The following is a 24029-nucleotide window of genomic DNA, read 5'->3' as shown; positions in this document are numbered from 1 at the left end:
AGCGGGAGCACCCCCGGACCGACCGGAGGTCAGACCCCGGGCCACAGGGCCCGACACGCAATGACCCTCCAGAAGTCGACCCGGCCGACTTCCTGCGCCAGCCACTTCGAACACCCACAGGCCACACCGAGCGCGAGCGAGGGCAGCCGCTCCCGACGACGGACCCCGCCCCAGGGGCGCAGCGGGAGCACCCCCGGACCGACCGGAGGTCAGACCCCGGGCCACAGGGCCCGACACGCAATGACCCTCCAGAAGTCGACCCGGCCGACTTCCTGTGCGAACACCCCACCCGGAACGGCCGCTCACGACGCCGAAAAGTCGACCTGACGACCTCCCAGAACCCCAGCCACCCACAGAAACAGCCAACACGCACCAAAAGTCGACCCCGCCGACTTCCCGTGCGGGTCACCACGAAGCACAGCCGAGCCGAGCGGGGGCCGGATCCCCGGGGAGCGGGACCCCGACGCACGCAGCCATTCCGAGCCACAGCATCAGAAGTCGACTTGGCCGACTTCCTGTGCGAGCACCCCACCCGGCGCGGCCGCTCACCACGACAGCGGAAAGTCGACCTGACGACCTTCCGGGCCCCGACCGCCCACAGAAACAGCCAATGCGCGCAGGAAGTCGACCTGGCCGGCTTCGGCGGCGTTCGGGTGGAGGTCGGGGTTTCGTCGGGGTGGCGTGTCAGACCACGGCGAGCCGGTCCACCAGCAGTTCCACTCTCCGGTCGGCTTCCGCCGCGGGGAGGCGGCCCGCCCGGGTCAGGGTGGCCAGCCCGTGCAGGGAGGCCCAGAACACCTCGGTGAACAGGGCCGGGTGGACGCCGTCCCCGGCGACCTCGCCGAGGCTTTCCAGCAGGGCGGCGAAGGCGTCCTTCAGCGGCTCCGGGGTGTCCTCGACCGCGAAGGCCAGGCCGCCGTCGAGCCGGAAGATGGCGTCGTAGACCGCCGGGTTGCGTTCGGCGAAGTCGAGGTAGGTGCGGGCGAGGGCGGTGACCCGGGAGCGGGGGCCGTCCGCGGCGGCGGTCGCGGCCCGCAGTGCCACGGCCATCTCGGCGGCACCCTCCAGGGCGACGGCGCCGATGATCTCGCGCTTGCCGCGGAAGTGGCTGTAGAGGACGGGCTGGCTGTATTCGATGCGCTCGGCGAGCCGGCGGGTGGTGACCGCGTCCCAGCCCTGGTTCTCGGCGAGTTCGCGGGCCGTCGCCACGATGAGGCGCTCGCGGGCCGCCCGTTCGCGTTCCTTGCGTTCCTGTACCGACATGACCCGATCCTAGCACCGCTAGACAAGTGAGCGGCAGCAGGACTAGCGTTGACTCGTCACCTAGCAGCGCTAGATCCCGGAGGGGTCATCATGCTCGACGCACTCAAGGTCGTCACCACCGTGGTCGTCGGAGTGATGGTGGGGGTGGAGTTCTCCGTCGCCTTCGTCATCAACCGGATCCTCGACGCACTCCCCGACGACAGCGGCCAGCTCGGCCGCGCCCACGGGGGCCGGATGCTCGGCGCCGTGATGCCGTTCTGGTACATCGGCTCGCTCGCCCTCGCCGCGGTCTGGGCCGTCGCCGGATGGCACCAGCACGGCGCCGGCCTCGTCGTCATCGCCGCCGCACTGCTGATCCTCAGCGTGATCATGTCGATCCTGCTGCTCGTCCCGATCAACAACCGGGGCAAGACGTGGACCCCGGAGAACCGGCCCGAGGACTGGAAGGAGCAGATGAACCGCTGGGACCGCTACCACTACGCCCGCGTCGCCGTCATCATCGCCGCCTTCGCCCTGCTGGCCGCCGCCCTCGTCTGAACCCGCAGACCGCGGCCGCGCAGCCGGCACCCGGACGGTGCCGAGTCGCTTCCCGGAACGCATCGGGGCCCTCCACCTGGAGGGCCCCGATGCGTGCCGTGCCGCCGTACGGGCGTCAGCCGGCGGCGGTGGCGCGGTAGGTGGTCACGGCGGCCGCGAAGACGTCCCTCGTGCCCGACGTCGGCGCGCTCTCGACGATCTCCTGAACCACCAGGATCACGTCGCCCATCCGGATGAAAGCGGTTTCGTCGACCCACGGCGCCGCGTCGCCGGGGAAGGTCGAGGTGATGTGGAGCAGGAGGCTGTCGTCGGCCCGGGGGTCGGCCGGCGTGACGCTCGCGGTGACCTGGAGCTGCTCACCGCTCGGGAGCGTGTCGGTGTAGGAGGTGCAGCGCCCGGCGACGCCGCGGATCGCGGCCATGACCTCGGCCGCCTGCCCGGGGGCGTAGCGGTCGAGCACCTCCTGGCCGAACCAGCCGATGTCGTCGTCGCGCACCGGCGGCCGGGTCACCCCCACGGCCACGTCCTCCGCGGGCCGGGCGTGCTTGGTCATGAAGGATTCGACGCCGAGTTCGGAGCACGGCATCGAGGCGATGGGGGTCGGCGAGGGGGTGTGCGGGGGGTCGGTCGTCGTCGCGTTGACCTTCTCCGTGTCGAGCTGGAAGCCCGGGGGGAGCCGGTCCGCGGTCAGCAGGCCCGCGCGCAGCCCGCCGGAGGCTGCGGCAGCCGAGGCGGTCGCGGTGCCCGGGGCGGCCGCCGGCCGGGCCTTCGGGTCTGCGGAGCAGGCCGGGACTGCGAGGACAGCCAGGACGAGCCCGGCCGCCATGGAATGACGCGTACGCAACTATCCACCCCCAGGATTCAAGATCGCCCGTACTCTCCCACAGGGCTCCCGGCGGCCGGTCGGCGCGTCGGGGGAAGGGAGGGAGGGGAAGGCGCGGCGGCTGGGCGGCTGGGCAGTGGCGCGCCAGACGGGCGGCCGGGCAGTGTGTGGGGCGGCGACCGGGCGCCCAGCCGCGCGGCGAGGCGGACGGCACGGATGGAGACACCGCGTCAGACGGCCGCCACCCCCGGCCGGGCAGTGCGCCGGACGGTGGCGGGGCGATCGTGTCGGACGGCGACCGGCGACCGGCCGGGTGGCGCAGCAGCGGCCGGACCCCGGGCCGCCCCAGCGGCGCCGGGGCGGCGGTCAGGCAGCGCGTTCGGCGAGGGTGTGGGCGACGAGGGCGTTGGCGTGGCCGTGGCCGAGGCCGTGGTCGGCCTTGAGCCAGGCGACGAGTTCCATGTGCTTGGTGAGGGGCGAGGTGCGGATGAGGTCCTTCCACTCCTCGATGGGGCGGCCGTGCTTCTTCTCGATCGACGGGAAGTAGGAGGCCGGGTTGCCCTTCGCGGCAGCAGGCTTCGCGCTGGCGGTCGTCGCGGCAGCGGGCTTCTTCACGGGGGTGGCGGTCATGAGCGTGGTTCCTCTCGGTCGGGCAGAGCCGGAGCGGCAAAGCCGAAGCGGTGCGGTCACGAGGTAGGACCGTGACCGCACCGCCGACTCATCGCCCACCCGGGGTGATCCGCGTCACACCGCCGGGTCACGCCGCCGCGGGGGCCCGGCGGCGTCGGCGGCCGGCGGGCGGGGTGGGGTCGGCGTTCCATGCGGCGACGGGGTTGCCGAGCCAGCGGGTGGCGCCGGGGACGTTCTCGCCGCGCATGACGAGGGAGGCGGGCCCGACGGTGGTGTTCGCGCCGAGGGAGGAGTTGAGCAGGACGACGGAGTGCGGGCCGGTGGTGGAGCCGGCGCCGAGGTGGACGGGGCCCAGGCGCATGACGCGGTCGTGGAAGAGGTGGGTCTGCAGGACGGTGCCGCGGTTGACGCTGGCGCCGGCTTCGACGGTGACCAGGTCGCTCTCGGGCAGCCAGTGGGTCTCGCACCACACGCCGCGTCCGATGCGGGCGCCGAGGCTGCGCAGCCAGGCGTTGAGGTAGGGGGTGCCGGTGATGGTGGAGCCGCCGAAGGGCATGGCGAGTTCCTCGACGAAGGTGTCGTAGAGCTCGTTGCGCCACACGAAGGAGGACCACAGCGGGTGTTCGGCGACGCGGAAGCGTCCGACGAGCAGCCATTTGGCGGCGGTGGTGACGGCGCAGGCGACGGCGGCGGCGCCGACCAGGACGAGCCCGGCGCCGGCGAGGGCGGTGACCAGGCCGTAGTCGTCGCGCAGTTCCTGCAGGACGGCGAGGACGAGGTCGCCGAGCAGGGCGGCGAGGATGACGGGCAGCAGCCGGCAGAACTCGACGCCGGCGCGGGCCCACATGAGGCGCCGGGGCGGGTCGTAGGTGCGGGCCTCGCCGCCGGTGTCGGCGACGCGGGGCAGGGCGAAGGCGGGGCGGCCGAGCCAGGAGGTGCCTTCGGGGGCGTGGGCGGGGGTGTCGGACAGGACGCCGACGAGGGAGTTGTCGGGCAGGTGGCGGCCGGGGCCGACGATGCCGGAGTTGCCGACGAAGGAGCGGCGTCCGACCCGGGAGGGGCCGAGGTGGAGCCAGCCGCCGCGCAGTTCGTAGGGGGCGACGAGGGTGTCGTCGGCGAGGAAGGCGCCGTCCTCGACGCGCATCAGGCCGGGCAGGGCGAGCACGGTGGAGGCTTCGACGCGGCGTCCGACGCGGGCGCCGAGCAGGCGCAGCCACACGGGGGTGAAGAGGCTGGCGTAGAGGGGGAAGAGGGTGCGCCGGGCGGTGTCGCTGAGGCGGCTGACGGCCCAGGCGCAGAAGGCGACGTGGCCGTCGGCGGGGTGGAAGCCGGGGCGCAGCGGCCGGGAGAGGAGGCGTACGAGCAGCGCTATGAGGGCGGCGTGGCACAGGAGGGTGAGGGCGGCGAGGGGGATGGTGGCGGGCAGGAGTTGGAGGAGGGCGGTGGCCAGGGTGCGGTCGGTGTCGATCATCGGGTAGACGACGAGCAGGGCGGGCAGTGCGGAGATGATCGGGACGAGGCCGAGGACGGCGGAGCCGATGCCGTAGGCGAGGTTCCAGGGGTTCCAGCCGCGGGGGGTGGGGGCGGGGGTGGCGGGCCAGTCGGCGAGGGGTTCGGTGGTGGGGCGGGCCGGGGAGCCGTGCCAGTGTTCGCCGGGCGGGACGGTGCCGGTGACGCAGGAGCCGGGGGCGATCTCGGCGCGGGCGCCGATGCGGGCGCCGGGCATGAGGGTGGCGCGGTGGCCGACGCGGGCGCCTTCGCCGATGTCGATGCGGCCGAGGTGGAGGGTGTCGCCGTCGAGCCACCAGCCGGCGAGGTCGGCTTCGGGTTCGAGGGAGCTGTGGGCGCCGAGGCGGGCGAGGCCGGTGACGGGGGGCAGGGTGTGCAGTCGTACGCCGGGGCCGACGCGGCAGCCGAGGGCGCGGGCGTAGCGGGTGGCCCAGGGGGTGCCGGCGAGGGCGGCGGTGCCGAGCATGGCGGTGTAGCGTTCGGCGGCCCAGAGCCGGAGGTGGACGTGGCCGCCGCGGGGGTGGCTGCCGGGGCGGATGCCGGTGGTGAGGAGGCGGGCGCCGGTGGCGGCGAGGAGGGTGCGGCCGGGGGCGCTGTAGAGGAGGGCGAGGCCGGCGGCGACGGGCCACCAGGGGCTGTGGGGGGCCCAGGTGAGGTGGTTGCCGGTGAGGTTGTCGAGGGCGATCAGGACGAGGATCCAGCGCAGTCCGGCGAGGCTGAACATGCCGAGGAGCAGGAGGGTCTGCCAGGCGGCGGCGCTGCGGGGGGTGCGGCGTACGGTGCGGCGGGGGTCCGCGGTGGGGGTGGGGGTGGCGGCGGGCCGGGCGGCGGGGGTGAGGGTGTCCAGGTAGGCGGCGAGGTCGCTGAGGACGGGGTGGGCGTAGAGGTCGGCGACGGAGACGCCGCTGTGGTGGGTGCGCAGGTCGGAGACGAGGCGGGCGGCGGTGAGGCTGGAGCCGCCGAGGGCGAAGAAGTCGTCGCCGGGGCCGGGGGCGGTGCCGAGCAGGCGTTCCCAGTGCGCGGCGAGGCGGCCGGCGGTGCCGTCCGGGGCGTACCCGGCCTGCCCGGCCTGCCCGGCGGAAGCAGAGGCGGTGCCGGCGGTGCCGGCGGTGGTGGCCAGGGGCCAGGGCAGGGCTCCTCGGTCGACCTTGCCGGAGGTGCGGGTGGGCAGGGAGTCGACGAGGGCGAGGATGGGCACGAGCGGGGCGGGCAGGTGGGCGAGGAGGTGGCGGCGGGCGGCGGCGAGGTCGGGGGTGGTGCCGGGGCGGGCGACGAGGTAGCCGACGAGGAGGTCGGCGCCGGCGGGGGTCTTGCGGACGGCGGCGGCCGCGGCCGCGATGTCGGGCAGGGCTTGCAGGGCGGCGTCGATCTCGCCGAGTTCGATGCGGCGGCCGCCGAGTTTGACCTGGTCGTCGGCGCGGCCGAGGAAGACGAGGCCTTCGGGGTCGTTGCGCACGAGGTCGCCGCTGCGGTAGACGCGCGGGGAGGCGAGGGCGGGGTGGGGGCTGAACTTCTCGGCGTCCTTGGCGGGGTCGAGGTAGCGGGCGGTGCCGACGCCGGTGATGAGCAGTTCGCCGCCGGCGTACCAGGGGACGGGGTGGCCGGCCTGGTCGACGACGGCGATCTCCCAGCCGTCGAGGGGGGCGCCGATGCGGACGGGCTCGCCGGGCAGCAGGCGGGCGGCGGTGGCGACGACGGTGGTCTCGGTGGGGCCGTAGGTGTTCCAGAACTCGCGGGTGCCGGTGGCGAGGCGGTCGACGAGTTCGGCGGGGCAGGCTTCGCCGCCGACGATGATCAGGCGGACGGCGTCCAGGCTGTCGTGGGGCCACAGGGCGAGCAGGGTGGGGACGGTGGAGACGGCGGTGATGCGGCGTTCCACGAGCCAGGGGCCGAGGTCGGTGCCGGCTTTGACGAGGGAGCGGGGGGCGGGGACGAGGCAGGCGCCGTGGCGCCAGGCCAGCCACATCTCCTCGCAGGAGGCGTCGAAGGCGACGGAGAGTCCGGCGAGGACGCGGTCGCCGGGGCCGAGGGGCTGGTACTGCAGGAAGAGGCGGGCTTCGGCGTCGACGAAGGCGGCGGCGGAGCGGTGGGTGACGGCGACGCCCTTGGGGCGGCCGGTGGTGCCGGAGGTGAAGATGATCCAGGCGTCGTCGGCGGGGGCGGGCCAGGCGGGGTGGCCGCCGGGGTGGGCGGCGGGCCCGGCGTGGAGGTGGCGTCCGGCGCCGATGACGGCGCAGACGGCGGCGTCCTGCCAGATCATGTCGGCGCGTTCGTCGGGGTCGTCGGCGTCGACGGGGACGTAGGCGGCGCCGCAGCGCAGGACGGCGAGGACGGCGACGTAGAGGTCGGCGGTGCCGGAGGGGATGCGCACGCCGACCCGGTCGCCGCGGCCGATGCCGTGGGCGGCGAGCTGTCCGGCGAGGGTGTCGACCTCGTGGAGCAGGGCGCGGTAGTCCAGGACGGTGTCGCCGGTGTCGAGCGCGGGCGCCTGGGGGTGGGCGTCGGCGGTGGCGGCGATGACGTCGAGCAGGCTGCGGGGGTGCGCGGGCCGGCTCGCGGGCCAGCCGGCTGCGGGGCCCGGGTGGGGGCGGTGCAGCGTGCCTGGGCCGGCCGTGTCGTGGCGTGCGTCCATGGGGGTTGTTCCTCGGCTCCGGGGTCGTGGGGCGCGTACGGGCGGTGTCGTGGGGTGACGGGGGGTGACACTGGGTCCACCGGCGGGCGCGCCCACACACCATGACTCCACTGGGAGTCCGCTGGATGCAGCGGGGGTGCGGTCAAAGGAAATTCTCATCATCGATGCCGTACGGGGGCGACGGGGAATGAATCGAATGTCGTTTCGGGGTTTCTGGGCGTTTTCGCTGGTGCAGGGTAGCCGTCGGAGGGTGCGGCGGCGGGACGGGAGAGGGCAGAGTGATGAACACCATGGCGCCCGGCACGGTACCGGTGATGAGAGGGTTACCACCGAATCGGGGGGTTTGGGTCGGATCTCCGCCCCGTTCACCCGGTTCGCACATCCGTATGAACGACGCCCGCGGCCCTCACGGCGGGCCCTTCCTGTGAGGGAGCCGTGGAGCGGCGCCGCCGGCCGGGCCCCGGTCGGCCGGAACGGCGCGGTCCTCGTCTGGTACGTGGCGTACGGCTCGAACCTGCACGCCGCGCGCCTCGCCTGCTACCTGCGCGGAGGCCGCCCGAACGGCGGAGCGCACACCTACCCCGGCTGCCGCGACCGCAGCCCCGCGCGCCGGGCGGTCGCGACCGCGCTGCCGGGCACCCTGTACTTCGCCGGCCGGTCACTGACCTGGGGCGGCGGCTCGGCCTTCTACGACCCGTCCGTGCGCGGCGAAGTGCCCTGCCGGGCCTATCTTCTGACGGTCGGACAGTTCAGCGACATCGCCGCCCAGGAGATGCGCCGCTCCCCCGGCGCCGACCTCGACCTCACCCGGGTGCTCGCCGAGGGGCGCACCGCCCTGGGCCCCGGCCGCTACGAGACCCTGCTGCACGTCGGCGACCTGGACGGGCACCCGCTGCTCACCTTCACCGCCCCCTGGGGCGCGGCCGGCGCCGACCTCAACGCCCCCGCCGCCGCGTACCTGCGGACCCTGGGCGCGGGGCTGGCCGAATCCCACGCCTGGGGGCCGTGGCGCACCGCGGGCTACCTCGCCACCCGCCCCGGCGCGGCCGGGCACTGGACACCGGGAGCGGTGGCGGCGCTGCTGGGCTGAACGGGGGAAAGCCGCCCGGAGAGTCACCGGACCGGCAGGCACCGGCGGCCCGCGCACCGCCCGCTCAGGCCGGCACGGGAGCGGTGGCGGACGGCGGGGAGCAGCGCGGGGTGGTCGCGCAGACCGCCAGCTGCTGCCAGGTGCCGTCCCGCAGGACCTGCACGCTCCACAGCACCGGGTACGGCAGGCCGCAGATCGCGCAGTGCCGTCCGGGTGTGGCGGCGTCGGGCTGCGCGTACGGATTGACCGGCGGCGGGGAGGACCACGGCTGGGGCACGGGCACCGGCTGGGGCACGGGCACCGGCCGGGGCACGGGCGCGGGCGCGGCCGGGTACGGGGCGGGCGGGGGTCCGAACCCGGTGACGGGCGGTGCCGCGGGTGGGGGCGGTGCAGGCACCGGCCGCGTGCGCGGCGCGGGTGGCACCGCGGGCGGAGGCGGTGCCGCAGGCGCGGGCGGTGCCGCGGGCGGAGGCGGCGCTGCGGGCGGCGGCGGTGCCGGTGGTGCGTCGTCCCAGATGCGCGCGCCGCGGAACGGGGTGCGGAAGTCGTGCTTGCACGTGTCGCAGGTGGTGAGCACGGCCTCCGCACGCTGGTCGCCGCACGCGGGGCAGAAGGTGACGGGGCGTTCGTACGCCTCGGTGCTCTCGCAGCGGGTGCAGATGAAGTCGGGTTCCAGCTTGGCCTGGCGGAACACCGTGCTGAAGACCTGGAAGGGGTTGGGGTCGCTGCGCCCGGCGGTCACGCCGAGCACGGACGCCAGCATCTTGAGGTTGCGGTTCCTCGCCCGAAGCCGCTTCAGGTCCAGGTTGACGACCTTGGGGTGCTTGCAGTCCCGGCAGACGCACAGCGTGCGCACGGGCAGTCGGGAGCGGATCGCCGACTGCTGGTACAGGAACTGGAAGGTGAGCCGGTGCTCGTCCGGGACCTCCACGGTCCGGACCCCGTAGGCGCCCTGGGAGAGCCTGGTCTCGATCAGCGCGGCGAGATCGAGCACCTTCGCCCTGAGCGCGCCCGGCAGCGAGGGCGCCTTGCCCGTGGGCGGCCGCTCGGAGCCGATCAGCGCGGGGATCGCCAGCAGCGCGCCGACGGCGGGCATGCCCAGCATCACCAGGCCCGCGTCCGAGACGAACCGGACGTGGGTGATGCCCGCCCAGCCCGCCGGGCCGCTACTCCTCGCCCCGCCCGAGAGGCGGCCGGCGAACATCGAGGCGGCCCCGTCGACGAGGCGTTGCCCGGCGGCGTGGCCGCGCTCCGCGACGTCCGAACTGCGCTGGCGCGCCCACAGGTGCGGGGCGGGGAAGCCGTCGGGGGCCGTCCCGGGGACGAGGTCGGCGAGCGCCTTGTCGAAGGCGGCGAGCGTCGACAGGAACGCCTGCTGGAAGGGGTCCTGCACCCCGACCATCACGGTGGACAGCGCCCGGTCCGAGAAGTGCACCCGGACCAGCGCGGCCTGCGCCCCGGCCTCGGGGAGCACGTTCATCCGCACCAGCATCGGCACTTGGTCCGGCATCATCATCACCGCCCGTACGGCGGAGCCGCGTTGGGCCTCGATGACGGTGGCGAGGTCCGCGGTGAGCTGGAAGCCGGACCGGTGGAGCACCGCCACCACGGCGTTGCGGGCCTGCTCGGGCGCAGCCGCGATCCGGCGTTCGGCGTCCAGGGTGATCGAGGGCACGGCACCTCCGGTGGCGGCGGGCGGGGAGGATCAGCACACCCGGCGCCGGGCGCCGGGTGTCCGAGACCTCGTCAGATCAGGTCCTCGTACGTCGCGCCGGTGTCGTCCGCCGTCTCGCCGCCCTGGGCCGGATCACCGTCGTGCGCCGCGTCACTGTCGTGGGAGAGGCCGTTGTCGTCGTCGGAACCGGGGCCGCCGCCCTCCGCGGAGTGTCCGTACGACGCATCGGACTCGTAGGCCCCCGCGACGGTGTCGGTCTCCGTCACGGACAGGTAGGTCTCGAAGGTGACGTCCGAGACCTCCACCAGCTCGACGGCCTCCACCAGCTCGACGGCCTCCACCGTCTCGACGACCTCCGCCGCGTGGACCTCGTGCACGTCGACCTCGGTCTCGACCGCGAACGCGGTCTCCGTGTACTCCTCGACCGCGACGGCGTCGGTCTCGGAGTAGGAGAACGAGGCGCTGCTCTCCTCCACGTCGTAGCCGTCCGCCAGGAATCCGTCCCACTCGCCCATGCGCCCCTCAGACGTCGTCGGTGTCCAGGCCGGACCGGCCGCCCGTGCCCGTTTCGGGATCACAATAGGGCCCAACGGTGCTGCACGGAGCCGAAGTTCGCGATCGGGTGGCGAAGCCGTGACGAAGCGGTGTAGGTCCTCGACGGTGGCGCCGGGCACTGAACACCCCTACCAGGCACGCCCCGGTCCGGTCGATCCGGCTTGCCCGCGGCCCCGCCGTTCGTATCCTGGTTCCCGGCATGCCGGGAACCAGCGGGAGCGGTCGATGAAGAGCGGGGAACTGGTCGCCGGGCGCTACGAGTTGACCAGACGGCTCGGCCGGGGCGGCATGGGCGAGGTGTGGTCCGCGCGCGACCGCACCCTGCACCGCGACGTCGCGCTCAAGACGCTCGTCCTCGACGCGGCGACGGTCGCGGAGCTGCCGCTGCGGTTCGAGCGCGAGGCCGTGGCCGTGGCGCAGATCAACCATCCGAACGTGGTCGCGGTGTACGACCGCGGCATGCACGAGGACGTCGTCTTCCTCGTCATGGAGCAGGTGGACGGCGGGAACCTCGCCGAACTCGTCCGAGCGCGCGGGACCCTGGACCTGGTCCTCGGGCTGGACATCGCCGAGGCGGTCTGCGCGGCACTGGCGGCCGCCCACCGGGCCCGGATCATCCACTACGACATCAAGCCGCAGAACGTGATGCTCACCCGCGGCGGCCGGGTGAAGGTCGTCGACTTCGGGATCGCGGGACTGTCCCTGACCGTCTCCGCCCTGGCACGGTCCTCCGAACTGTCACCGGCCGGCACTCCCGAGTACGGGGCGCCGGAGCAGTTCCTCACCGAGCGTGGTGACGAACGGTCCGACCTGTACGCGCTCGGCGGGGTACTGTTCGCCGTGTTCGCCGGCCGCCCGCCCTTCAGCGGGCACAACGCCCTGGCGATCGTCCGGCGCAAGCTCGACGAGCCCGCGCCCCGGCTCGACACGGTCCGCCCCGGCCTGCCGAGACCGCTGGTGGACCTCGTGGCGGACCTTCTGGAGCGCGACCCCGCCCGGCGGCCGCAGACCGCGCAGGAGGTCCACGGCCGCCTCCGCGCGCTGCGGGTGGCAGCCGGCAGCGGCACGACGCCCGCTCCACCTCCCCGCGGGCCCGGGCATCCGAACGCCCCCGGCCGTCCGGACGGATCCGACCGCCCCGGTCCGCCCCGCAGACCCCTGGCCGTCCCGATGGGCATCCTGGTCGCGCTCGGCCTGTTCGTCGGCGCCGGCTACCTCGGCTACCAGTGGACGCAGGACCAGTACTACGTCGGCGTGGACGGCGACCACGTCGCGGTCTACCAGGGCGTCAACCAGAGCCTGGCCGGCCTGAGCCTGTCCTCGGTGCACGACTCGTACGGCGGCATCCAGCTCAAGTGGCTGCCGCAGGACCAGCGCGCCCACGTGAACAGCACGATCTCGTTCGGCAGCCTGAAGGACGCCCAGTCGACCGTCCAGGAGCTCGACGCCTGGGTCCGGCTCTGCCAGAAGGCCACCGGTGTGAGCCGGCAGGGCAGCCCTCTCGCCTTCCCGACCGCCTTCCCGACCGCCGCAGCGGACGAGGGGCCGGACCTCACCGACGAGGAGCGCAGCCGTGCCGAGTCCTGTCCGCGCCCCTGACGCGGGCGCGAACCGCGCACCCGCGGGACGTCCGCTCCGGCACCGGGCCTTCGGGCTACCGTGCTCGCATGGCTGACTACCCCACCCACGCGGCTCGGGCCGAGGAACTCCTCGCGATGCTGAACCCGAAGTCGTTCACCGTCAAGAACTCCCCGGACACGCGCGTCCGGATGGCCCAGGTCGAGGCGATCCTCGCGCTCGCCGCCGCCGTTGCCGGCCGCAACGGCCAAGCGGCCGAGGGCGCGTGGTCGCCCCGCTGAGTTCGCCGAAGCCACGGCGCGTGGCCGCTTGGAGGCCGACGGCTGCAAACCGGTCGCGGGCCGGGGACGGGGCACGGACGGATCGACGTCACGATGGTCGGGTTGAGCGAGGTCGTCGCCGGGCCGCGCCGCCGACACCCACCGGCCGGGCGTGGGGCCCGCCGCGCCGGGCAGGTCGCCGGGTGCTCAGTGCCTCCTCCTCAGGCGGCCCAGGACGCTCTGGCCGCGGGTGGTCTGCCAGCGCGAGCGGGCCTGCCGGAGCACCGTGTCCCACTCCTGGCGGACCTCGTTGTCCGGCGGGCGCTCGCCGCGGCCGATCCGGTCGAGCTCGTCCTGCACCTCCTTGCCGAGCGCTGCCGAGGCGACGGTCGCGAGCATGGCCCCGAACAGCGCGGAGAGCATGGCGAAGACCGCCCCGATCGCGCCGTAGCGGTTCGTGTAGGAGTTGAAGAGGTGGGGCAGGTAGACGCTCATGGCCACCGAGTAGCCGGTCAGCAGGAGGGCCCCGATGGCCCCGAACGGCACGAGGTCGCGCCAGGGGATCCGGGCGGCGGACAGGAGCCGGCCGCCCCAGACGAGGAAGGCCGCCGTCAGCGGCGCGTCCACGACCGCCGCCGCCAGCTCCAGCGGTCTGCGGCCCAGGGTGGCGTGGACCAGGCCGGTCAGGGCGGCGTAGGCGGCCAGCAGCGCGATCCACTTCAGGCCGTTCACCGTGTTGCGGACGCTCAACGGCGGCAGCTCCCAGCCCTGTTCGAAGAGCCGCTGGGCGGCGCGCGCGAAGCTCAGCACCGACACGAGGAGGAAGGCGATCCCGAAGAGCCCCACGCTGGTCCAGTCGCCGGACGCGGTGAGCATGTCGCGTACGGCTTCGGCGCCGTCCCCGGTGAGGCCGTAGCGGTCGATGACGCGGTCGGCGATGTCCTTGCCGCCGCCCAGGCTGGACACGAGAGAGCTGAAGAGGAGGGCGAGCGGCACCAGGGCGGTCAGGGCGGCGGAGGACAGGGCCATCGAGCGGTCGAAGCCCACGAGCCGCTGGAACCGGCTGAACACGCGCAGGGCGAACGCCGGGCGCAGCCAGAAGGTCGCCGTCCTCAGGACGGTCTCGCGGCTGATGCGTGTCGTCTGGTCCTCCGGAGTCGTGGTGACGGTGTGGCGGCGGCCGGGTCACGGCGGGCAGCGCCGCGGCGGGCAGGCCGTGGCGGGCAGGCCGTGGCGGGCAGCGCTGCGGCCCGGGCGTTCAGGAGCGGACGTTCAGGAGCGGGCGTTCAGGAGCGGGGCGTCCAGTAGGCGACCAGCCTCGCGACGCCGGGCTCGACGCTCTTCCAGTCGCCCTGGAACGTCAGCACCGCGGCCGCGGCCGTCGGGAAGCCGCTGCCGTCCATCCGCGCCGACAGGCCGCCCTCGGCCTCGCCCGCCAGGGCCTCGGCCAGGGCGTGGACGGCGGGGTTGTGGCCGACCACGACCAGGTCCTGGACCGTGTCGGGCGTCTCGTTGAGGACGGCGACGATCTCCCCGGCGCCCGCCCCGTACAGGCGCTCCTCGAAGACGGTCCTGGGCCGGGCCGGCAGCTCGGCGGCCGCGAGCTGCCAGGTCTGGCGGGTCCGCAGGGCGGTGGAGACGAGCGCGAGGTCGGGGGTGAGGCCGGCGCCGGCGATCCAGCGGCCGAGCGCCGGGGCGTCCCGGCGGCCCCGCTCGGCGAGGGGACGCTCGTGGTCCTCCACACCGTCGGGATGCTCGGCCTTGGCGTGGCGGACCACGACGATCCGGCGCGGCATTTCCTCGGACATGGGCTTCTCCCTCTCCCCCGCACGGGCCCTCGCCGTACGGACGCGACGCGAGGATCGTGGCAGGCCGGACCCCGCAACCGGCCCGCGCCGACCGCCCGTTGGCCGGTTCGGGTCGGTGAGGTTCACCCGTGCGGGTGAAAGGAGCCCCGCGCCCCGCCGGCCGGCCCGGGCGCCCCACCCCACGAACACGGCCGGCCGGGGGCGGCTCCCTCAGGAGGCGAACTGGCCGGGTCGGTAGTCGCCGCCGGGCCGGCGGAGCATGACGTTGCCCCGGTTGAAGGCGTTGATCAGGGCGATCGTGGCCACCAGCGCGGCGAGCTGGTCCTCGTCGTAGTGCTTCGCGGCGTTCTCCCACGCCTCGTCGCCGACGCCGCCGGCCGTGTCGGCGAGGCGGGTGCCCTGCTCGGCCAGCTCCAGGGCGGCCCGCTCGGCGTCGGTGAACACCGTCGCCTCCCGCCAGGCCGCGACGAGGCTGATCCGCGTCGCGTCCTGGCCGGCGGCGGCGAGGTCCTTGGTGTGCATGTCGACGCAGAAGCCGCAGCCGTTGATCTGGCTGGCGCGCAGCTTCACCAGCTCCTGCGTGACGTACGGCAGGGTCGACTCCGCGACGGGCCTGCCCGCGGCGACGAGGTGCTTGAAGACCTTGCCGATGACGGGGTTGGCGAGGGCGTCCAGTCGGGGTTCCACGGTGTACTCCTTGTCCGGTGTTCCGCTGTCCCCCTCAAGAGCGCGGCACCGGGCTCCCCGTGACAGCCCCGCGGGAGCCCGCGGCGTGACCCGCACCACACCACGGCTCAGAGGTGGTACTTGCCGACCTCGTAGCCGCCGCCGGGCTGACGGGTCATCACGTTGCCGCGGTTGAAGGCGTTGATGATCGCGATCACGCACACCAGCGCCGCGAGCTGCTCCTCGTCGTAGTGCTTCGCGGCGTTCTCCCACACCTCGTCGCCGACCCCGCCGGCCGCGTCGGCGATCCGGGTGCCCTGCTCGGCCAGCTCCAGGGCGGCCCGCTCGGCCTCGGTGAACACCGTCGCCTCCCGCCAGACGGCGACCAGGCTCAGGCGCGTCGGGTCCTCCCCGGCGTGCAGGGCCTCCTTGACGTGCATGTCGACGCAGGCGCCGCAGCCGTTGATCTGGCTGACCCGCAGCCGCACCAACTCCTGGGTGGCGTACGGCAGGACCTCGTCGGTGACGGCCTGGCTCGCGGCGATGAAGTGCTTGTAGACCTTGCCCATGACGGGGCTGGCGAAGGGGCTCAGACGGGCTTCCATGGTGCGCTCCTCGGTACGTTGTCCGTTGCTGCCCTCTGAGACAGGGCAGCCGTCCGGGCTGTGACAGGGCCCGGATGTGACGTGCGCCACCCGGGACGGGACGGGCGCCGGGGAGGGGGATCCATGGCGGGACCGGCAGGGACGACGGGCGCGGCACGTGCGGCGGAGGGCGTCGCGGAGACGGCGGGTGCGGGCGTCGCGGAGACGGCGGGTGCGGGCGTCGCGGAGGCGGTCGGGTACCGTCCGCTGCTGTTCTCCATCGCCTACGGGATGACCGGCTCGGTCGGCGACGCCGAGGACCTCGTCCAGGACACCTTCCTGGGCCTGACCCGCGCCGACCGGGCCGGCACGGCCGTCACCGACCCGAAGGCGTACCTGACCACCACGGTCACCCGCCTGGGCATCAACCACCTGAAGTCGGCCCGGGTGCGGCGCGAGAGCTACGTCGGCGAGTGGCTGCCCGAGCCGGTGGTCGCCTTCGCCGACCGCCCCGGCGGCCCGGCCGAGCACGCCGAGCTGGCCGACGCGCTGTCGATGGCCTTCCTGCTGATGCTGGAGTCCCTCTCCCCCGCCGAGCGGGCGGTGTTCCTGCTGCGCGAGGCCTTCGGGTACGGGTACCCGGAGGTGGCGAAGATGACCGGCAAGTCCGAGGCGAACTGCCGCCAGATCTTCGCCCGGGCCCGCCGGCACCTGGCCCCGGCCCCCGCCCCCGCCCTCGCCCCGGGTCCGGGTCCGGGCGCGGAGCCCACTGCGGCGCGGCGCGCGGAGGGCGACGAACTCGCCCGCCGCTTCTTCGCAGCCACTGAGGGCGGCGACCTGGAGGCGCTGCTCGACCTGCTCGCGCCCGACGTCGTCTTCCACGGCGACGGCGGCGGCAAGGCCCGGGCGGTCGGCAGGTCCGTCAGCGGCCTGCAGCGCGTCGCCCGACTGCTGCTGTTCGGCTTCGACCGCAACCGCTCGCTCGGCATCTCCCGGCGGTACGCCCGGATCAACGGCCGGCCCGGCGCCGTCCTGCTGGACGCCCGGGGGCGCGTCGCCGGTGTCATCGCGCTCGACATCGCCGACGGCGCCGTCCGGGCGTTCCACTCGGTGTCCAACCCCGACAAGCTCGCCCACCTCGGAGAGGTCTCCGACCTCGGCCTGCGGCCGCAGGAGCGGCGGCGGTAGCGGTACGGGAGCGGGAGCAGTAGCGGGAGCAGTAGCGGGAGTTGTGGAGAGGCCGTGGAGCAGGAAGTCGGACCGGCCGACTTCCCGCTCCCCGCGGCCCGGTACGGCGCCGAGCAGGCTGCTAGCCCGGCCGAGCGCCGGTGTTCCTCCTCCCGAGTAGCCCGGCGTGCCCTCCCGCGGCCGACCGAGTCGTTCGGGTACGGATCGGGTGCGACGCGGGGAGCCGCCCCGCGTCGACCGGAACCGGAACCCGATCTCTCAGGAGTCCCGTATGAAGCCCCTCGCCCTGACCGCCCTCGCCGTCGTCGGCCTCCTGGCCGGCAGCGCCGCGAGCGCCGCCGCCGACGACAAGCCCGCGATGAAGCCGACCGTCACCGTCCCCGGCAACGCGGCCGCCTCCGACCCCTCGATGCTGGCCGCGCACGCGCAGCTCTTCGGCGACTGGGTCGTCGTGCACCCGGGCGCCAACGGGGTGGCCACCGTGACCTGTCCGTCCGGCCAGGTGCCCACCGGCGGCGGCGGCCAGACCAGCGCCTTCAAGATCTTCTTCACCGACTCCTACCCGAGCGGCAGCGCCTGGGTCGTGCGCGGCACCAACACCAACACGGTGGACGAGTCGATCCGCGCGACCGCCGTCTGCACCACCCCCTGACCCGCGGCCCCGAGCGCCCCGGCCCCGGCCCCCGGGCCCGGGGCGCCCTGCCGTCCGGGACCGCTCAGGCCCGCACCGGGCGACGCGGGCGGGTGAACCAGCAGGCCAGCAGCAGGTTCGGCACCCAGCACAGCCAGGCGATCACCAGGTACGAGGTGCGGAAGTCCAGCTGGGCGGCCTTGGCGGCGACCAGCATGAGCCGCAGCGTGACGGCGGCGAAGGTGAGCGCGAAGCTGCGCACCATCCAGCGCCGGTGGTCCTCCACCCGGCGCCGCAGGATCATCCGCAGGCCGGTGCCGCCGGTCACCAGCCAGGCCACCCCCAGGCAGGCGAAGCCGAGCCGGGCGACCGTGCCGCCGTAGGCGACCGGCGCCAGCAGCAGTGCGCCGATCCCGCCGACCAGGCAGCCCAGCAGGTAGGTGACGCCGATGCGGCGGTGCCAGCGCGGCCACCGCCGGCGCAGGCGCGCCGAGAACTGCCACGGCCCCACCCCGAGGGCGAGGACCGCACCGGATATGTGGACGGCGAGCGGCAGTTCGTGCGCCAGGTACGTGGCGCGCTGCTCGCTGAAGAAGTCGTCCGGGTCGAGGCCGGCGTACCTGGCCGACAGCAGGACGATCAACGTGGACAGCACCGTCATGATGGCCCAACCGGCCCGCGTGATGCGCATGCCCCGAGTGTGGTGGCGGCTGCGGGGGCCCGGCATCGGGGGCAACCCCGAGGGGGATCCCCCAAAGAACCCTCATGTCCCCTACGGGGCACGGTACTTGGGCTTCCGCCATGGGGGTGTCCCCCCAATCCTCCCTGAGGTGAACCCGAGAACGCACCGGCGGCGGCCGGAGCTGGTTAGCGTCCGACCATGACTCCGCACAGGACATCGAATCTGCGAATGCGCCTCGCCGTGGCGGCCGGTGCCGCCGTGCTGCTCGCCGCCGGCGCGGCCCCGGCCGTCGCCCGGCCCGAATCCCCCTCCCTCGCGCAGCAGTTGAGCCGGGACGCGGAGGCGATCCACGCGCTCGGCATCAGCGGTGTGCAGGCCCGCGCGGTCGGGCCGGACGGCCGGTCCTCGGTCGCCACCAGCGGGACCGCCGACCTGCGCACCGGGCGCCCGGTCGACCCCGACGGCTGGTTCCGGATGGCCAGCACGTCCAAGACCCTGATCGCCACCGTGGTCCTGCAGTTGGAGGCCGAGGGCCGGCTGTCCCTGGACGACACGGTCGACCGGTGGCTGCCGGACGTGGCGTGGGGCAAGGACTACGACCCCCACAAGATCACCGTCCGCCAACTGCTCCGGCACACCGCCGGCATCTCCGACGCCGGCCTGCCCGGCTACGACACGGCGCAGGAGTACGACGAGCAGCGCTTCGACGTCCACAGTTCCGAGGAGCTGGTCGAGCGCGCCATGGCCCAGGAGCCCACCCAGGGCTGGAGCTACTCCAACACCGGCTACGTCCTGCTCGGCATGATCATCCGGCAGGCCACCGGCCGCTCCTCCCACCAGGAGATCGAGGACCGCATCCTGCGCCCGCTGGGCCTGGACCACACCCGGTGGACGGGCGCCACCCCCACCCTTCCCCGACCGCACGCGCAGGCCTACCAGTTCTACGGCCCCGGCGCCGAGAAGGACGTCACCGTGCAGGTGCCGGTGTCCACCGAGCTGTCGTGGGTCACCACCACGCGCGACGAGAACGCCTTCTTCCGCGCGCTGCTCTCGGGCCGGCTGCTGCCTCCCCGGCAGCTGGCCGAGATGAAGCAGCCGACCGAGGAGAGCCCGGAGGTCCAGGAGCGGCTGCTCGGCGGCCGGTACGGGCTCGGCCTGGTCTCACGCCCCCTCACCTGCGGGGGGACGTACTGGAGCCACGAGGGCGGGGACGGCGGCTACATCACCCTCAACGGCGTCACCGAGGACGGCCGGCGCAGCGTCGTGGTCTCCATGTCGGAGGCGCGCGGCGACACCGAGGCGCACATCCGGGAGCAGGAGAAGGCGGCCGGGGACCTGGTCGACCACGCCCTGTGCGCCGGGGCCGCGGCGCACGGGTGAGCCTCGGCCGTCGCGGGTGAGCCTCGGCCGGCGCGGGTGGGCAACGGCCTGGCGGGTGCCCGCGTTCGGGCCGTACGGCCCCGGTCCGGCCACGGGCTCACGGCCGGGCCGGGGCCAGGTGGGCGGCGACGTAGGGGACGGCGACGGTCTCCAGCCCGCCGTCCGTTCCGAACGCCGGGTGGACGTTGACCTCGAAGACGACGCCGCCGTTCTCCGCGGCGAGGTCCACTCCGGCGAACGGCAGGCCGAGCGACTTGGCCGCCGACACGGCCAGGTCGGCCAGGCCGGTGGGCAGGTCGCCGGGATCCATGCGGGTGGAGACGGCGCCCCGGCTCTCGTTGCACGGCGCGTCGGGGTCCGGCTGGACGTGCTCGACCGCCCGCAGGACCTGCCCGCCGAGCACCACGACGCGGTACTGGTGGCGCTGCCCGTCCGGCCCGAAGTTCCCGGCGTCACGGGCGATCAGCCAGGTGGTGCCCGCCCGGGCGTAGTGGTGTGCGGCGGCGGCGAGTTGGGCGTGGGTGGTGATGTGGAAGACGTCGGTGCCGCCCATGCCGACCGTCGGACGGGCCCAGACGTCGCAGCCCAGCAGCTCGAACGCCTCCGCGGCCTCCCGGGTGCCGGGCCGGGTGAGGGTGACGGTCGGCATGTGGGCGATGCCGTCGCGGGTGAAGCACTCGACGGTGCGGTCCTTCTCGGTCGCCGCCCGCCAGGCCGCGGCGTCCGTGCCCAGGGACCGGGCGCCGGCCTCGCGCAGCCGGTGCTGGGTCGGTTCGAAGTCCCGGCGCCGGTGCGGCGGGATCTCGTAGACCAGCACGCTGTCGGTGGTCACGCCCGCCCCGTCGGCCTCCAGCCGCAACTCCCCGCCGTCCGTGCGGATCCGGCCGCTGCCGCCCGGGGTGAAGTGCCGCGCGTCCAGCAGGACGGGATCGCGGCCGGTGAGCAGGCGGGCGGCGGCGACGAGCGTATCGCGGCTGCCCTCGGTCGAGCTGTGATCGGTCATCAGGACGAGTTCGCTCACTGCCATACCGGCCATTGGAACCGCTGCCCCCGCGGCGGACAAGACCGCTTCACCCGCCCGGATCCCGGCGCCGGGATCCGGGGGTGTCCTGACCGGCGGGTAGACGTGTGCCGTGGCCGCTTGCCGGGCCCGGTCCGTGTCAGCGGTAGAGCGCCTCGCCGCGGCTCGTGCGGGCGTAGAGCACGACGCGTCCGGTGCGGTGGGGTGCGACGAGGCCGGCGGCGGCGAGCCTGTGCAGCTGGGCGGAGACGCCGCCGGCGGCCAGGCCGGTGCGGCGGGCGAGTTCGAGGGTGCTCGCCGGGGTCTCCAGCAGGCCGAGGAGCAGGGCGCGGGTGGCGCCGAGGGCCGGGGCGAGGTCGGCGGTGTCGGGGCCCGGCTCCCACAGGGTGCCGATGCCCCGCACCGGTTGACTTCCGCTCCCCGGCCTAAAGGCCGGGGATTCCTACCACGGTCGGCTGACCGTCTCGGCGAGTTCCTGCTTCTTCGCGCTGTGCCGGGATCGCTCCCGGTCTTACCCGCGCTCCACAGGCTGATACCGCCAGTCCGGCGGCCTTGGCGACGTTGACCGCCGCATTGATGTCCCGGTCAAGGACGGCCCCACACGCTGCGCACGTCCACTCGCGGACGTTGAGGGGCTTCGGGCCGTCCTTGACGCCGCAGGCCGAGCACAGCTGAGACGTCGGCTCGAAGCGGCCGATCTTGACCAGGGTGCGCCCGTACCGGGAGGCCTTGTACTCCAGCATCGTGACGAACGCCGACCATCCGGCGTCGTGCACGGACTTGGCCATGCGTGTGCGGGCGAGTCCCTTGACCGCCAGGTCCTCAACGGCAACCGCTTGGTTCTCGCGGATGATCTCGGTTGAGAGCTGGTGGTGGAACTCGCGCCGCGCATCGGTCACCCGCGCATGAGCGCGGGCGACTTTGATGCGGGCCTTGTCGCGGTTGCTGCTGCCCTTGGCCTTGCGGGAGAGGGCTTGCTGTGCCTTCTTGAGGCGCTTCTCGGCCCGGCGCAGGAAGCGCGGACTGTCGATCTTCCGGCCGTCGGACAGGATCGCGAAGTGCGTCAGCCCGAGGTCGATCCCCACCTGGGAGTCCGTTTCGGGCATGCGTCCGAGGTCGTCGGCGGGGTCGGTGTCTATGACGAAGCTGGCGAAGTACCGGCCTGCGCTGTCTTTGACCACGGTCACGGTGGATGGCTCGGACGGCAGGGCTCGGGACCACTTCACCCGCACGTCGCCGATCTTCGGCAACGACAGGTCACCGCCCGGCGTGATCTTCCATCGGGCGTTGGCGGTGAACCGGATCGCCTGCCGGGTGTCGCGGCGGGACTTGAACCGGGGTGCTCCCGTCTTCGGGCGCTTGCCCTTGAGGCCGTCGAAGAAGTTCCGGTACGCGGTGTCCAGGTCCCGCAGGGACTGTTGCAGCACCACGGCCGAGACTTCCCCGAGCCACGTGCGCTCGGGAGTGGCCTTGGAGGCGGTGAGCTGCTTGCCCAGCTCGGCGGAGGTGACGAACGGCAGCCCAGTGGCGCGGGCGGTCTCACGGACGCGAAGCGCGTCGTTGTAGACCACCCGAGCACAGCCGAACGCCCTTGCCAGCGCGGAACGCTGAGGTCCGTTCGGGTAGACACGGAAGCTGTACCTGAGCTGCACGGTGATCACCGTAACATGTTGGTTTATGGCTGAGTACCAGAACATTCGCACTGGTCGGCACTGTGCTTTCGTCTTGCATGCACACTTGGTTTTCGTGACGAGGTACCGTCACAAGGTGTTCGCCGACCGGCACCTGACCAGGCTGGAAGAGATCATGCGGAGCGTCTGCCAGGACTTCGAAGTGGAGCTGGTCGAGTTCAACGGCGAGAACAACCACGTCCACCTGCTGGTGAACTTCCCGCCGAAGGTCGCCCTGTCCAAGCTGGTCAACAGCCTCAAGGGCGTCAGCTCCCGTCGGATGCGCCAGGAGTACCCCGAGCTGGTCAAGCACTACTGGCAGGCACAGCGCCTGTGGTCCGGTTCGTACTTCGCCGGATCAGTCGGCGGCGCGCCGCTGTCGATGGTCCGGCAGTACATCGAGCAGCAGAACCGCCCGGCATGACCGCCAGCGGTGAGCACCGTCAACAGCGCGGGAGGGTGCCCACCGCACAGGTCAGAGCAGGGCCCAGAATCGCTTCACCACCGGGCTGAAGCCCGGTGCACTGCGATTAGTCCCGGTAGCCGTCGCCCTCGCCCTCCAGGGGGAGGCCGAGGGCGTCGATGAACAGCCGGCGGCTCAGCGGCGGGTCGGCGACGACGGCCGCCACGCTGGTGATGAAGAGGACGTCCATGCCGGTGGTGGCGCTCCCTGGTGCGGATGCGGCGGCCGGCGGGGGCCGGATCCGCCGAACCTATCCGCCCGCTCCCCCGGTGGCCCGGACACCCGGGCGGGCACCGGGCGCCGGGTCACCCGATCGGGCGGCTGTGGGTGCCGGTTGCGGGTGGCGCGCTGTCAGGTGGCGCGCTGGCCGTGGAGGAGGACGGGCAGGGAGCGGCCGGCCAGCGCCTCCAGGACGCGGGCGGCCTGAGCGGGAGCCATGTGGGCGGGGATGTCGTTGGCGGGGACGAAGCGCGCGCCGTGCAGGCCGCTCCTGTTCTGCGGGGGGACGGTGAGGCGGACGTCGTCGGGCACGGTGCCGCCGTCGAAGACCAGGTTGAGGCGCTCCAGGTAGCGGTCGGCGGGGGTGAAGTCGACCGTGGTGACGTCGGTGAGGCGGGCGACGATGCCGGTCTCGGCGTGCAGGTGCCGGGCGGCGGCCAGGTGCGGGGGCTCGTTGGGCTTGGCGGAGCCGCCGGGCAGGATCAAGCCGTCCATGTAGTCCGGGTCGACGAGCAGGACGTCGCCGCGCTGGTTGCGGAGCAGGACGTGGCAACCGAGCCGGCACACGGGCGGCTTGGCGAGCAGACGGGGGTCACGCATCGAGGGAGGCTCACTTCCTGAGGACGACGAGGAGGACGACGGCGAAGCAGGCCCACCACAGGGACCGGGCGAGGAGGTCAGTCGTCATGCGTCAGACGCTCGTAGCGCAGGCCCTTGCGGAGCAGGTCGACCACGCGCAGCAGGTCCGGCGGGCGGGCCGGGCCGAGGTCGATCAGGTAGTTGCCGGTGAGGCGGCCGTACTCCCAGTCCACCTCGACCGAGGGCAGCTTGACGCCGCCGAGGGCGAGGACGGTGGTCAGGTCGTCCAGGACGCCGGCGGCCTGCCGGCGCTGCTCGGCGGTCGCGCGGGACAGTACGGAGTCCATCACCGCTCCCCCGGGCGCTTGTGGACCTCGAAGAGGCGCCAGGCGCTGTAGGCGTCGGAGAAGAAGGTGAACCCGGTGAGCTCACCGGTCGGTTGGCGCAGCCACTCGCCGCTGATCTCGTTGCGGACCCGGTAGCACTGGGCGTCGGGGTCGAAGCGGACGCCGTAGCCGTGGAGGCGGCGGGGCACCTTGTCGTCGGACATGGGATTGGAACCCTCTGCGATCGGAGTTTCACGTTC

26 protein-coding genes are annotated in these 24029 nt (G+C 73.8%); 8 read left to right on the top strand and 18 right to left on the bottom strand.

The genetic code is table 11. The features are described 5' to 3' along the window. Positions 1 to 684: 684 nt before the first annotated feature. Positions 685 to 1263 carry a TetR/AcrR family transcriptional regulator gene (locus tag ABT048_RS02525; protein WP_350519449.1) on the bottom strand — a complete coding sequence of 193 codons (579 nt, stop codon included), beginning with the start codon at positions 1261 to 1263 and terminating at the stop codon, positions 685 to 687. 90 nt (positions 1264 to 1353) lie between these two features. On the opposite strand from ABT048_RS02525, the gene ABT048_RS02520 reads away from it, so the two are divergent. Continuing rightward, on the top strand, positions 1354 to 1800 hold the full coding sequence (locus tag ABT048_RS02520) for an anthrone oxygenase family protein (protein ID WP_350519448.1): 447 nt from the start codon (positions 1354 to 1356) through the stop codon (positions 1798 to 1800). A gap of 115 nt (positions 1801 to 1915) precedes the next feature. Here the strand turns inward: ABT048_RS02520 and ABT048_RS02515 are convergent, their stop codons facing one another. From ABT048_RS02515 to ABT048_RS02505, 3 genes are all read right to left on the bottom strand, one after another. Beyond that, entirely contained in the window at positions 1916 to 2626 is a 711-nt protein-coding gene (locus ABT048_RS02515) for a hypothetical protein (RefSeq protein ID WP_350519447.1), read from the bottom strand. Between the two features lie 363 nt (positions 2627 to 2989). Next, complete coding sequence (locus ABT048_RS02510; protein ID WP_350519446.1) at positions 2990 to 3253, bottom strand: DUF4287 domain-containing protein; 264 nt, start codon at positions 3251 to 3253, stop codon at positions 2990 to 2992. Between the two features lie 127 nt (positions 3254 to 3380). Next, entirely contained in the window at positions 3381 to 7394 is a 4014-nt protein-coding gene (locus ABT048_RS02505) for a Pls/PosA family non-ribosomal peptide synthetase (protein WP_350519445.1), read from the bottom strand. Positions 7395 to 7818: 424 nt separating this feature from the next. On the opposite strand from ABT048_RS02505, the gene ABT048_RS02500 reads away from it, so the two are divergent. Beyond that, positions 7819 to 8484, top strand: coding sequence for a histone deacetylase (locus tag ABT048_RS02500; RefSeq protein WP_350519444.1), 666 nt, complete (start codon positions 7819 to 7821; stop codon positions 8482 to 8484). A gap of 64 nt (positions 8485 to 8548) precedes the next feature. On the opposite strand, the gene ABT048_RS02495 is transcribed toward ABT048_RS02500, so the two are convergent. Together ABT048_RS02495 and ABT048_RS02490 are read right to left on the bottom strand one after the other, a co-directional pair. Then, positions 8549 to 10159 (bottom strand): hypothetical protein, encoded by a 1611-nt coding sequence (locus ABT048_RS02495; RefSeq protein WP_350519443.1) that lies wholly within the window; start codon positions 10157 to 10159, stop codon positions 8549 to 8551. A 71-nt stretch (positions 10160 to 10230) separates the two neighbouring features. After that, positions 10231 to 10674: a hypothetical protein gene (locus tag ABT048_RS02490; RefSeq protein WP_350519442.1), complete on the bottom strand. Its 444-nt coding sequence runs from the start codon at positions 10672 to 10674 to the stop codon at positions 10231 to 10233. 265 nt (positions 10675 to 10939) lie between these two features. On the opposite strand from ABT048_RS02490, the gene ABT048_RS02485 reads away from it, so the two are divergent. Together ABT048_RS02485 and ABT048_RS02480 are read left to right on the top strand one after the other, a co-directional pair. Next, complete coding sequence (locus ABT048_RS02485; protein WP_350519441.1) at positions 10940 to 12313, top strand: serine/threonine-protein kinase; 1374 nt, start codon at positions 10940 to 10942, stop codon at positions 12311 to 12313. Between the two features lie 68 nt (positions 12314 to 12381). Then, the gene (locus ABT048_RS02480) at positions 12382 to 12573 is read left to right on the top strand and encodes a hypothetical protein (protein ID WP_350519440.1); all 192 of its coding nucleotides are present in this window, start codon (positions 12382 to 12384) and stop codon (positions 12571 to 12573) included. 186 nt (positions 12574 to 12759) lie between these two features. Here the strand turns inward: ABT048_RS02480 and ABT048_RS02475 are convergent, their stop codons facing one another. The 4 genes from ABT048_RS02475 to ABT048_RS02460 all read right to left on the bottom strand — a co-directional run bounded on the left by ABT048_RS02475 (position 12760) and on the right by ABT048_RS02460 (position 15631). Then, positions 12760 to 13623 carry a YhjD/YihY/BrkB family envelope integrity protein gene (locus ABT048_RS02475; protein ID WP_350519439.1) on the bottom strand — a complete coding sequence of 288 codons (864 nt, stop codon included), beginning with the start codon at positions 13621 to 13623 and terminating at the stop codon, positions 12760 to 12762. Positions 13624 to 13838: 215 nt separating this feature from the next. Next, entirely contained in the window at positions 13839 to 14360 is a 522-nt protein-coding gene (locus tag ABT048_RS02470) for a SixA phosphatase family protein (protein WP_350519438.1), read from the bottom strand. A gap of 210 nt (positions 14361 to 14570) precedes the next feature. Next, on the bottom strand, positions 14571 to 15047 hold the full coding sequence (locus ABT048_RS02465) for a carboxymuconolactone decarboxylase family protein (RefSeq protein WP_350519437.1): 477 nt from the start codon (positions 15045 to 15047) through the stop codon (positions 14571 to 14573). A 107-nt stretch (positions 15048 to 15154) separates the two neighbouring features. Next, positions 15155 to 15631 (bottom strand): carboxymuconolactone decarboxylase family protein, encoded by a 477-nt coding sequence (locus ABT048_RS02460; protein WP_350519436.1) that lies wholly within the window; start codon positions 15629 to 15631, stop codon positions 15155 to 15157. 123 nt (positions 15632 to 15754) lie between these two features. Between ABT048_RS02460 and sigJ the strand changes: the two genes are divergently transcribed. Both sigJ and ABT048_RS02450 read left to right on the top strand, forming a co-directional pair. Further along, complete coding sequence (sigJ, locus tag ABT048_RS02455) at positions 15755 to 16798, top strand: RNA polymerase sigma factor SigJ (RefSeq protein WP_350519435.1); 1044 nt, start codon at positions 15755 to 15757, stop codon at positions 16796 to 16798. A gap of 271 nt (positions 16799 to 17069) precedes the next feature. Further along, a complete protein-coding gene (locus ABT048_RS02450) occupies positions 17070 to 17450 on the top strand; it encodes a hypothetical protein (protein ID WP_350519434.1) in 381 nt (126 codons plus the stop codon). 64 nt (positions 17451 to 17514) lie between these two features. Here ABT048_RS02450 and ABT048_RS02445 read toward each other — a convergent pair whose 3' ends face one another. Continuing rightward, positions 17515 to 18120 carry a DUF2306 domain-containing protein gene (locus ABT048_RS02445; RefSeq protein ID WP_350519433.1) on the bottom strand — a complete coding sequence of 202 codons (606 nt, stop codon included), beginning with the start codon at positions 18118 to 18120 and terminating at the stop codon, positions 17515 to 17517. A gap of 219 nt (positions 18121 to 18339) precedes the next feature. On the opposite strand from ABT048_RS02445, the gene ABT048_RS02440 reads away from it, so the two are divergent. Next, positions 18340 to 19491 (top strand): serine hydrolase domain-containing protein, encoded by a 1152-nt coding sequence (locus tag ABT048_RS02440; protein WP_350519432.1) that lies wholly within the window; start codon positions 18340 to 18342, stop codon positions 19489 to 19491. A 97-nt stretch (positions 19492 to 19588) separates the two neighbouring features. Here the strand turns inward: ABT048_RS02440 and ABT048_RS02435 are convergent, their stop codons facing one another. From ABT048_RS02435 to ABT048_RS02425, 3 genes are all read right to left on the bottom strand, one after another. Next, a complete protein-coding gene (locus ABT048_RS02435) occupies positions 19589 to 20518 on the bottom strand; it encodes an ATP-grasp domain-containing protein (RefSeq protein ID WP_350519431.1) in 930 nt (309 codons plus the stop codon). A gap of 133 nt (positions 20519 to 20651) precedes the next feature. Further along, the gene (locus ABT048_RS02430; RefSeq protein ID WP_350519430.1) at positions 20652 to 20915 is read right to left on the bottom strand and encodes a winged helix-turn-helix domain-containing protein; all 264 of its coding nucleotides are present in this window, start codon (positions 20913 to 20915) and stop codon (positions 20652 to 20654) included. A 22-nt stretch (positions 20916 to 20937) separates the two neighbouring features. After that, complete coding sequence (locus ABT048_RS02425) at positions 20938 to 22164, bottom strand: RNA-guided endonuclease InsQ/TnpB family protein (RefSeq protein ID WP_350519601.1); 1227 nt, start codon at positions 22162 to 22164, stop codon at positions 20938 to 20940. Between the two features lie 25 nt (positions 22165 to 22189). Here ABT048_RS02425 and tnpA point away from each other — a divergent pair, with 25 nt between their 5' ends. Next, a complete protein-coding gene (gene tnpA / locus ABT048_RS02420) occupies positions 22190 to 22606 on the top strand; it encodes an IS200/IS605 family transposase (protein WP_350519429.1) in 417 nt (138 codons plus the stop codon). 106 nt (positions 22607 to 22712) lie between these two features. Here tnpA and ABT048_RS02415 read toward each other — a convergent pair whose 3' ends face one another. The 4 genes from ABT048_RS02415 to ABT048_RS02400 form a co-directional block, all read right to left on the bottom strand. After that, a complete protein-coding gene (locus ABT048_RS02415; protein WP_350519428.1) occupies positions 22713 to 22835 on the bottom strand; it encodes a hypothetical protein in 123 nt (40 codons plus the stop codon). A gap of 161 nt (positions 22836 to 22996) precedes the next feature. Next, the gene (locus ABT048_RS02410) at positions 22997 to 23464 is read right to left on the bottom strand and encodes an NUDIX domain-containing protein (protein WP_350519427.1); all 468 of its coding nucleotides are present in this window, start codon (positions 23462 to 23464) and stop codon (positions 22997 to 22999) included. 77 nt (positions 23465 to 23541) lie between these two features. Beyond that, a complete protein-coding gene (locus ABT048_RS02405) occupies positions 23542 to 23790 on the bottom strand; it encodes a hypothetical protein (protein ID WP_350519426.1) in 249 nt (82 codons plus the stop codon). Further along, positions 23790 to 23993 (bottom strand): hypothetical protein, encoded by a 204-nt coding sequence (locus ABT048_RS02400; RefSeq protein ID WP_350519425.1) that lies wholly within the window; start codon positions 23991 to 23993, stop codon positions 23790 to 23792. The genes ABT048_RS02405 and ABT048_RS02400 overlap by 1 nt, the downstream gene beginning before the upstream one ends. Positions 23994 to 24029 lie beyond the last annotated feature (36 nt).

It is taken from the genome of Kitasatospora sp. NPDC096140 (assembly GCF_040303045.1).
GTDB lineage: Bacteria > Actinomycetota > Actinomycetes > Streptomycetales > Streptomycetaceae > Kitasatospora.
The sequence above is the reverse complement of the archived record's forward strand: the minus strand, read 5'-3'. Positions and strand labels throughout refer to the sequence as shown.

Bases quoted from the DNA above. Each gene is read 5' to 3' on its own strand.
- ABT048_RS02525 (WP_350519449.1), bottom strand. From the start codon at position 1,263: ATGTCGGTACAGGAACGCAAGGAACGCGAACGGGCGGCCCGCGAGCGC.
- ABT048_RS02520 (WP_350519448.1), top strand. From the start codon at position 1,354: ATGCTCGACGCACTCAAGGTCGTCACCACCGTGGTCGTCGGAGTGATG.
- ABT048_RS02515 (WP_350519447.1), bottom strand. From the start codon at position 2,626: ATGGCGGCCGGGCTCGTCCTGGCTGTCCTCGCAGTCCCGGCCTGCTCC.
- ABT048_RS02510 (WP_350519446.1), bottom strand. From the start codon at position 3,253: ATGACCGCCACCCCCGTGAAGAAGCCCGCTGCCGCGACGACCGCCAGC.
- ABT048_RS02505 (WP_350519445.1), bottom strand. From the start codon at position 7,394: ATGGACGCACGCCACGACACGGCCGGCCCAGGCACGCTGCACCGCCCC.
- ABT048_RS02490 (WP_350519442.1), bottom strand. From the start codon at position 10,674: ATGGGCGAGTGGGACGGATTCCTGGCGGACGGCTACGACGTGGAGGAG.
- ABT048_RS02485 (WP_350519441.1), top strand. From the start codon at position 10,940: ATGAAGAGCGGGGAACTGGTCGCCGGGCGCTACGAGTTGACCAGACGG.
- ABT048_RS02480 (WP_350519440.1), top strand. From the start codon at position 12,382: ATGGCTGACTACCCCACCCACGCGGCTCGGGCCGAGGAACTCCTCGCG.
- ABT048_RS02470 (WP_350519438.1), bottom strand. From the start codon at position 14,360: ATGTCCGAGGAAATGCCGCGCCGGATCGTCGTGGTCCGCCACGCCAAG.
- ABT048_RS02460 (WP_350519436.1), bottom strand. From the start codon at position 15,631: ATGGAAGCCCGTCTGAGCCCCTTCGCCAGCCCCGTCATGGGCAAGGTC.
- sigJ (WP_350519435.1), top strand. From the start codon at position 15,755: ATGGCGGGACCGGCAGGGACGACGGGCGCGGCACGTGCGGCGGAGGGC.
- ABT048_RS02450 (WP_350519434.1), top strand. From the start codon at position 17,070: ATGAAGCCCCTCGCCCTGACCGCCCTCGCCGTCGTCGGCCTCCTGGCC.
- ABT048_RS02445 (WP_350519433.1), bottom strand. From the start codon at position 18,120: ATGCGCATCACGCGGGCCGGTTGGGCCATCATGACGGTGCTGTCCACG.
- ABT048_RS02440 (WP_350519432.1), top strand. From the start codon at position 18,340: ATGCGCCTCGCCGTGGCGGCCGGTGCCGCCGTGCTGCTCGCCGCCGGC.
- ABT048_RS02435 (WP_350519431.1), bottom strand. From the start codon at position 20,518: ATGGCAGTGAGCGAACTCGTCCTGATGACCGATCACAGCTCGACCGAG.
- tnpA (WP_350519429.1), top strand. From the start codon at position 22,190: ATGGCTGAGTACCAGAACATTCGCACTGGTCGGCACTGTGCTTTCGTC.
- ABT048_RS02415 (WP_350519428.1), bottom strand. From the start codon at position 22,835: ATGGACGTCCTCTTCATCACCAGCGTGGCGGCCGTCGTCGCCGACCCG.
- ABT048_RS02410 (WP_350519427.1), bottom strand. From the start codon at position 23,464: ATGCGTGACCCCCGTCTGCTCGCCAAGCCGCCCGTGTGCCGGCTCGGT.
- ABT048_RS02405 (WP_350519426.1), bottom strand. From the start codon at position 23,790: ATGGACTCCGTACTGTCCCGCGCGACCGCCGAGCAGCGCCGGCAGGCC.
- ABT048_RS02400 (WP_350519425.1), bottom strand. From the start codon at position 23,993: ATGTCCGACGACAAGGTGCCCCGCCGCCTCCACGGCTACGGCGTCCGC.